This window comes from Devosia sp. MC1541 (assembly GCF_012847305.1).
In the GTDB taxonomy this organism is placed as follows: Bacteria; Pseudomonadota; Alphaproteobacteria; order Rhizobiales; family Devosiaceae; genus Devosia.
Map to the genome: position 1 here is coordinate 48,607 of NZ_JABBDZ010000020.1, position 7,848 is coordinate 56,454.

General features: G+C 57.3%; 7 protein-coding genes and 1 rRNA gene. 3 read left to right on the top strand and 5 right to left on the bottom strand.

Annotation, left to right across the window (positions count from 1 at the left end; all coding sequences use genetic code 11):
* Positions 1 to 59: 59 nt before the first annotated feature.
* The 3 genes from HKD40_RS16210 to HKD40_RS16225 all read left to right on the top strand — a co-directional run bounded on the left by HKD40_RS16210 (position 60) and on the right by HKD40_RS16225 (position 2,106).
* Positions 60 to 788, top strand: coding sequence for a DUF599 domain-containing protein (locus HKD40_RS16210; protein ID WP_169196822.1), 729 nt, complete (start codon positions 60 to 62; stop codon positions 786 to 788).
* A gap of 367 nt (positions 789 to 1,155) precedes the next feature.
* Positions 1,156 to 1,641 (top strand): bacterioferritin, encoded by a 486-nt coding sequence (gene bfr, locus HKD40_RS16220; RefSeq protein WP_169196824.1) that lies wholly within the window; start codon positions 1,156 to 1,158, stop codon positions 1,639 to 1,641.
* 51 nt (positions 1,642 to 1,692) lie between these two features.
* On the top strand, positions 1,693 to 2,106 hold the full coding sequence (locus HKD40_RS16225; RefSeq protein ID WP_169196825.1) for a VOC family protein: 414 nt from the start codon (positions 1,693 to 1,695) through the stop codon (positions 2,104 to 2,106).
* On the opposite strand, the gene HKD40_RS16230 is transcribed toward HKD40_RS16225, so the two are convergent.
* From HKD40_RS16230 to rrf, 5 genes are all read right to left on the bottom strand, one after another.
* Entirely contained in the window at positions 2,103 to 3,101 is a 999-nt protein-coding gene (locus tag HKD40_RS16230) for an alpha/beta hydrolase (RefSeq protein WP_248306109.1), read from the bottom strand. The two genes, HKD40_RS16225 and HKD40_RS16230, sit on opposite strands and share 4 nt — an antisense overlap.
* A gap of 199 nt (positions 3,102 to 3,300) precedes the next feature.
* On the bottom strand, positions 3,301 to 4,515 hold the full coding sequence (locus HKD40_RS16235) for a lytic murein transglycosylase (protein WP_169196826.1): 1,215 nt from the start codon (positions 4,513 to 4,515) through the stop codon (positions 3,301 to 3,303).
* Positions 4,516 to 4,649: 134 nt separating this feature from the next.
* Entirely contained in the window at positions 4,650 to 6,815 is a 2,166-nt protein-coding gene (locus HKD40_RS16240; protein ID WP_169196827.1) for a mechanosensitive ion channel domain-containing protein, read from the bottom strand.
* A 105-nt stretch (positions 6,816 to 6,920) separates the two neighbouring features.
* The gene (locus tag HKD40_RS16245; protein WP_169196828.1) at positions 6,921 to 7,412 is read right to left on the bottom strand and encodes a hypothetical protein; all 492 of its coding nucleotides are present in this window, start codon (positions 7,410 to 7,412) and stop codon (positions 6,921 to 6,923) included.
* Between the two features lie 325 nt (positions 7,413 to 7,737).
* A 5S ribosomal RNA gene (rrf, locus tag HKD40_RS16250) occupies positions 7,738 to 7,848 on the bottom strand; the annotation flags it as partial.

Genomic DNA, 7,848 nt, shown 5'->3' on the forward strand with positions numbered 1-7,848 from the left:
TAGTGCTCTGGCATGCTGGCGCTATAGTCAGCATGCCAAACTCTTTTTCAGGTCCGCGCATGTCGACGCTCTTCACCTCTATTTTTCCGCTGCTGGCCTTCTTTGCCTACAACATCATCATCCCCCAGATCGAAAAGCTGCGCCCTTCGCTCTCGGTGATCATGAACATGCAGCGCCGCCGCTGGGTGTATAATGCCACCCTGCGCGAAAGCCCGTTTGACGCCATCCTCTCAGGCAACATCATGGGCTCGGTCAGTCTTCTGGCCTCGACGTCTGTGCTGCTGGTCCTCGCGGTTTTCGCCGTTTTTGGGCAAATCGATTCCGTGATGGAAGCGCTCAACTCCATTGCCCGCGACGAGGCCTACACGGTCTCCGAGGTTCAGCTTCATCTCATCGTCATGCTGACCATGTTCGTGCTGGCCTTCTTTTCCTTCACGCTCTCCCTGCGCCAGTTCAACCACTATTGCATCATGCTGGGCGCGCTCGATCATGACCGCCGCACGACGGAAGATGAAATCGACTCGATTGCCGCCATGAACGCCTTGGGCGCCAAGAACTTTAATTCCGGCATTCGTGCCTATTACTTCTCGGTGGCCACGGCTGCTTGGTTCGTGTCCGAGTGGCTCGCAGTTGCAACCGCGCTGGTCACTGTCCTGGTTCTGGCCCATCGCGAGTTCTTTTCCTCGGCCCATCGCTCGGCCGCCTCTGCCGTGGTTATCGCGGCGCGCCAACGCAAAAGCCCCACCGGCGCTGATTCTGCGACCAAGACGCCGAATACCGACGATTAAGCAGGCGCAATCGCTCACCAATTTATGACATTGACTTTCATATATCGAAGGGGTTTATTCCCCCCAATTACGGAACCTCTGGCCCCTCCGATGCTTGTTTGTCAGTGTAATATGATCACGTCCCAAGAGATTGAGGAGATAGTCCTCGATCTGTTGAAGGCTGATCCGTGGCAATTGGTGGTTCCTGCGAAGGTGTATTCCGAACTCAATCGACGCGCGAAATGCGCAGGCTGCGTTCCGAATGTGGTGGACATCATCGTCCGCGTCACAGAAAATTACCACGCACAGCAAGCAATCCCGCCCGCTGAGCTGGTACAGCTCCAGTCTGGGTTGGAAAAACTCAAGAAACAGAGAACTGGAGTACGCAGTGAAAGGCGAACCACAAGTCATAGAGCGGCTTAACGAAGCCCTTTTTCTCGAGCTCGGCGCGGTTAATCAGTATTGGGTGCACTTCCGTCTCTTGGACGATTGGGGCTTTAAAAAGCTCGCAGCCAAAGAGCGCGCCGAATCCATCGAAGAAATGCACCATGCCGATCGCTTGATCGAGCGTATTATCTTCCTTGAAGGCCATCCAAACCTGCAGCGCGTCGCGCCATTGCGCATTGGTCAGAACATCAAAGAAGTTCTCGAGGCCGACCTTGCTGGTGAGTATGAAGCCCGCGAAGCCTATCGGAACAGCCGCGCGATTTGCTCCCAGCTGCATGACCACGTGTCCAAGCAGATCTTTGATGAGCTCTTGAAGGACGAGGAAGGCCATATCGACTTCCTCGAGACCCAGCTCGAGCTTCTCGAAAAAATCGGTATTGAGCGCTACGGCATGCTCAACGCCGCTCCAGCCAACGAAGCTGAATAAATTTAAAACGCCCGGACCTTTGGTTCGGGCGTTTTTGTATTGGGGGGACTAATGCAATTTCATACTGGTCGGCTCATCGACCACATTCATCTGCGCGCCCGCACTTTTGCGGTGACCAAACGATTTTACGAGCGCGTCCTCGGGACTTTGGGAATTTCCTTCACCGCATCCGGGCAAGGCTGGTTTCAAGCCGATGAGCTGTTTGTCGATGCCGCAGACGCACACACGATTGCCAGCCATATTCATCTCGCCTTTCAGGCACAAAGCCCCGAGGCCGTAGACGCTTTCTATCGCGAAGCCATTGCCGCTGGCGGCACAGACAACGGCAGGCCCGGAGCCCGCCATTATCATCCCGGCTATTACGCCTGTTTCGTACTCGACCCCGACGGCAACAATATCGAAGCCGTTTATCACGGCCCGAACACGCGCTCCGCCGCCTCGGTGACGATCACCCCGCAAGCTTAATTGCTGAGCGGTCCAAACAGACGATCCAGCTGACGCACAACGTCCTGGGTCGCCATCGTGCCTTCTGGCACTTCCTGGGGGGCGTCTGGCGTCACCGCCACATAAGGCACCCCGCTGGGGAACGCCCCGAACTGGGTGAAGAAGCTGATCATGTCGTCCAACACCGGCATGCGCCAACGCCACATAGCGCCCATAGCGATCACCGGCTCCATGTGCCCATACCCATCATAATACTTGGTCGTGACCCACACGCCCTGATTTTGCAGGCGCTCAGCGAGCCGCTGCGTATTCTGCACGCGCACAATCGGGTCCGTCGTGCCCGACCCCAGCCACATCGGCGGGCTGTCCTGGGTGACGAGGTTGATGGGCTGCGTGCCTTCAGGATTTGGCGCCTGCCCAAAGGCCTCCACCACGTCGCCATATTCAAATGGATAGAAATCATATGGCCCGGAAAGCCCGGCCACAGCACGGATCGGCATGGTCACGCCCGCTTCATTTCTAAAGCTTGGGTCAAGAGCCAACATTACAGCATTGTAAGCGCCCGCCGAGTGGCCGGCGAGAAACAGACGATTGGGGTCGCCGCCATAGCTGGTGATATTGTCCTGCGTCCAACGCATCGCCAGCGCCAAATCTTCCAAAAACTCCGGGTACCGCACTTCTGGCACAAGGCGATAATCGGCGATGACCACCACGAAGCCGCGCGCCGCCAAGGCGCGTCCAGCAAACTGATAATCCGCTCTCTGCCCGCGCACCCACGCTCCGCCATAAACAAAGAACACAACAGGGGCCAATTGCCCCCGCTGTTCGGGCGTATAAACGTCGAGCTTATGCCGCGTGCCATCGCGATACGAAATACCATCACCGGCCTTAACCGCATTGGCGTCCATCACCGGCGGCAAGTTGAACGGGTCCATAATGTTCTGAGCCGATGCCTGCATAGGCATAAGGCTGGCGCATACAGCGAGCGCCATCATAGCGCGCTTGAAAATAGACATAAGCCGAACCGAGAGTTTCGAGGGAATAGCGGTTTTGCAGATAAAGCCGCAATAATTATGACGGACTGCGCCGAAATGGGCGAGGGCAGGCGCTTTGGAATGACCCGGCCTGCCCTCTGCTTAAGCGCGCTGAGACTGCGCTGGCATGGTTAACGAAGGGTAAATTTCACCCTGCCCCGCTCATCACATTCTTCCAAGCCTACCGGCGCAGGGCCTCGAGCAAGGTGCCAGATACGTGCCCATCGGGCAGCAGGCCCGCGCGGGTCTGGAACGCCATAACGGCCGCGCGGGTCTTTGGCCCCACCACCCCGTCAGGCGAGCCAACATCAAATCCACGGCGGTTGAGCAAGGTTTGCACCTCTGCCCGCTGCGCTTTGGTCAGCGCAAAATCGCCCTGCGGCCAGGCCGTGGCGAACGCGCCGCCGCCGATGATCCGATCGGCCAAATGCCCAACGGCGAGCGCATAGCTATCCGAATTATTGTAGCGCTTGATCACTGCGAAGTTAGGCAGCAGCAGGAACGCAGGGCCCCGAGCGCCCGCAGGCATATAGAGCCGCGCTTCGTCCCCAGCTCGTGGGAAATCGCGTCCCGAAACGCGCGTAATCCCCATCTGTCGCCAGGTACTGATAGAGGCCTTGTTCATGTCGCGTGCGCGCGCAAAATCAAAGTTCTGCGGCAGGCGCACTTCGTAGCCCCAGGTTTCCCCCGGCCGCCAGCCAAAGCTCTTGAGATAATTGCCAGTCGAGCCCAAAGCGTCAGGGATGGAGTTCCAGATATCCTTGCGCCCATCGCCATTGAAGTCGATGGCATAGCGCATAAAGCTCGATGGCATAAATTGCGTATGGCCCATCGCACCGGCCCAAGATCCGGTCATGCTTTTCGGCGCAATATGACCTTCGTTCAGAATTTTCAGCGCGGTGATCAACTCACTGCGGAAAAACTCTGTCCGATAATTGTTCTGCGTCAGCGTTGCCAGCGCATGGATCGTGTTGTTGCCACCCATGTAGCCGCCATAATTGGTTTCCATGCCCCAGATGGCCAGAACCACTTCGGGCTGAACGCCATAGGTCTGCTGAACCCGGCCAAGCGTTTGCGCCCATTCTTGGCGCATGGCGGAACCCTTAGCGGCCTGCGCCGCCGTCACCCGCTTATCGACATATTGCTGCACAGTCTGGGTAAACTCAGGCTGCGACTTGGTCAGCTCGGTGACCTTTGGAATGGGCGCATAGCCAGAAAAAGCCGCTTCGAAAATCTGCTGACGGACACCGGCGCGTTGCGCATCGGGCCAGAGCGAGCGCACAAAACTTGCCGTATCGGCCAGCGCCGGTGCTGTAAACGCGGCTGAGAGTGAAACGCTGGCGAGTGCCCCCACCACAAGCGAACCAAACAAAGATTTGCGGAAACAGCTGAACATCGTAAGCCTCGTGATACGCGCTACAGATAAGTCACGGTGCGCCCAGACCCGAGGGCCCGAGCGCGCGTATCAAAATATTAACGCATCCGATTAAGATGGCCTTAAGGCAAACCGCTCAGCTGATCACTTCCATGTCAGTTTCCATGTTGTTCCAACAGTGGCGGCTCATTGGAGCTATTTGCGGAAACATATTTGATCCGCTGCACCGGCGTATGGATGCCCCGTTCAGTGAAGAGCCGCATGAGCGTTTCACTATAGAAGCGCCCCGCCCCCCACTGCTTGCCCGCCAATGTCTTGATGCGCGAGCGCAAGGAAACCGAGGTTGGCGTCAGCGCGATAAGCCCCTGCAAATCAAGCACATCGAGGATAACCTCGGCAAACTCTGGGCGTGCCATGACGAAATCAAACGCATCCCGCATCGCCTGCTTGGCCTGCTCAATATCGCTATCGGTCGAGATTTCGACGTCCGAGACGTAGAACGAGAACCCGCGATTCATATTGGAAACATCCGTCACCGCCGAGAACGGAATGAGATGCACGGTCCCGCTCATATCACGGATGGTCACGGACCGGATCGTCAGCTTCTCGACCGTCCCCGACTTGCCCGCCACCTGTACGCTATCGCCCTCATTCATCACGTTTTCAAACTGAATGAAGATGCCGGTAATAATATCCTGCACCAGCTTCTGCGCGCCAAAACCAATGGCCAGACCGACCACACCCGCACCAGCCAGTAGCGGCGCAATATTGACGCCAATCTGCGCCAGAGCCAGCATGGCCCCAAACACCACGATCACCACGGTGAAGGCGTTCTTGAACAGGTTCAGCAGCGTCTTTTCGCGCGATGTCGGCGCCCGGCCCACATTGGGGTTGAGGCGATATTCCACCCAACTCGCCATCACCACATAGATGACCACAGCCGCCAGCACGATCAGCAGTGCCGAAACGATCGAGCCGACAACATTGAGCCCTTCATCGGTTGCCATCCAACCGGTGAAATCAAACAGCGACCACGCTTGGCCAATCGCAATCACCGCAACCGCCACAAGGATCCAGCGCACAACCGCCATGACACCCGGCACGAATGTCCGCAACCGCGTTTCCAACAGCGGCAAACGCGTTTTCACATCGTCAGGCAGATTGAACCCTGCGCTGACGAACCGTCCAATAAAGGTCGCAACCAGCGTCGCCACAGCGATGATGATCAAAGATTGAACCGTTGCACCGACCATGAAGGGCAGCGCCCCATCTGGGTTGGAGAACCAGACGATCAACAAGGCAACGAGATAGGCGATGACCAGCACATGCCATTGACGCCCCAAAACCGTGAGGAGCCGTCCAAAACCGACATTCTCCCGATCACGCGCATGGGCTTCGAGCGACAGGCGCACGTCATCCTTGTTCTGCAAGACAATGACGATGGCGATCACCACTGAGGTCACCATGACGAGAACCTCAACCGCATCCCCCGCTGCCCCGGAAACCAACCCGCGCAGCACTGGGGCTACGAACATAAAGGTATAGCCCACGAGAGAAATCATTCGCGCGCTCCAAAACTGCCAGTATTCTGCAGTATCGTCCGCAATCGGCAGCAGGCGTAACGCCGGATAGCGCGGCATCAGCACAACGCGGAATGCAAGCTTGACCACCTCAACGACCAGATAGGCATTGAGCAACAAGGTCTGATTGATCCCCATCGCGCCCGAGCCTGTCGTGCCAAAATTCAACGCCAGCACATAGCCCAGACTCCAGGCAATGATGATGCCCAGCAGGTCCACCAAGGTCGCGACAATCAGCCCCCCGCCGCGCTTCCACATAGATTGCCCCGCAACCCCTGCCGAGATCCGTGCTGTAATCGCATTCACGACGATACGCAGCACCCAATAGCTCACCAGCAGGGCAACCAGCACCATGCCGACATTGATAAAGAAGTCGCGCAACTGATGGCTGGACGCCGCAGCGCCGTCGGCAAAGAGCGTTTTGACACTCTCAAACGCACCACCAAGGTTTCTGATCGTGCGTGAAGCCCCCTCCGCAACGCTGCGCGTGTACTCGGCCAATTCGCGCGCAATGCTGAGGTCTGTCGGCCCAGCCGCTTCCGGCTCTGCCGCCGCATCCCCGGCGCTCGACTTCAGTTTCTCAATCAGCGCTGCGCGCGCCGTATCGTCTTCGAGTATTTTAATGAGGTCATCAGCTGCCGAACTTGCTGCAGGCGGGGCCGCAACAGGCGCTATTTGCGCGTGCGCGGCCATCGGAATGAGTGCGAAGAAGAGAACGGCGAGGATTTTTATAAACGGCATGAGACCTGAATCTTTGACGTGCAACCAGTAGACCTTGTCTGATTGGACAATGCCGTCAAGCCTCAGCGGTTCACCAGATTTCAAATGGCACGGTTATTCGGACGATCACCGGCGCAATTGCGCAATGAACGCCTCGCACTGCGCCAACACGGCTGACGCGTCCGGATCAAGCTCAGAACGTACACTGTCCGCCCCATACGCCAACCGCCCGAGCAAATCGACCCGCATAGTCTCCTGGTCGCCTCCCAAGCACAGGTCCTCAGCATCGACCAAGGCCTGTCGCATTTCCTGGACCGCGAGGAGTTGCGCAAAACGCGCATAGAGAACCCGCGCCACACTCGGGTCACCAGCAAAGTTCAACCCGGCAAATCCAGCGCTCGCTCTTTGCCCCGCCCCAAAACAATCAAAATCGAGGCACCCCTCATACCCCAGTGCTTCCTTCTGCGGATGGATGCGGCAGCGGTAGTCTTGCTGCAAAAAATGACACGCCTGCCCGGAGGGCTTGTCGTGACCAAAATCAGCCGAGCGCTGAAACGACAGAGCAACGCAGCAAAGCGCAAAGCAATTTTCACAATCCCCCTCAAAGCGCTCCGCCATCACCACATCCTTCCTTCAGACCCGTATCATACCCAAGTGCTTATGGAACTTCCACAAAAGTGCAGCCATTCACCTCCCGTACACGCCGCACCTCCCCCTTGCGGTGAGGGAGGTGGAGGTGGTTTTAAGCAGATGAACTCTTCTCACCTCTCCCTTCGGGGAGAGGTCGACGCGCAGCGTCGGGTGAGGGGGCCTTCCATAAGCCCCATGAGAGAACACAAATAAGTACGTGCCACTACGTGGCAAACGCAAAAAGCCCCGCTGGTGAGCGGGGCTTTTTGTATTTGCTTTTGATGATCGTAGAGAGAATTTATGTTTTTGGCAGACCTTGCAGTGACCTACTCTCCCAAGTCTTGAGACTTAGTACCATTGGCGCGGAGGAATTTGACGGTCGAGTTCGGGATGGGATCGGGTCTTGGGCTCCTCGCAAGAACCA

Bases quoted from the DNA above. Each gene is read 5' to 3' on its own strand.
- HKD40_RS16245 (WP_169196828.1), bottom strand. From the start codon at position 7,412: ATGGCGGAGCGCTTTGAGGGGGATTGTGAAAATTGCTTTGCGCTTTGC.
- HKD40_RS16210 (WP_169196822.1), top strand. From the start codon at position 60: ATGTCGACGCTCTTCACCTCTATTTTTCCGCTGCTGGCCTTCTTTGCC.
- HKD40_RS16230 (WP_248306109.1), bottom strand. From the start codon at position 3,101: ATGTCTATTTTCAAGCGCGCTATGATGGCGCTCGCTGTATGCGCCAGC.
- HKD40_RS16235 (WP_169196826.1), bottom strand. From the start codon at position 4,515: ATGTTCAGCTGTTTCCGCAAATCTTTGTTTGGTTCGCTTGTGGTGGGG.
- HKD40_RS16240 (WP_169196827.1), bottom strand. From the start codon at position 6,815: ATGCCGTTTATAAAAATCCTCGCCGTTCTCTTCTTCGCACTCATTCCG.
- HKD40_RS16225 (WP_169196825.1), top strand. From the start codon at position 1,693: ATGCAATTTCATACTGGTCGGCTCATCGACCACATTCATCTGCGCGCC.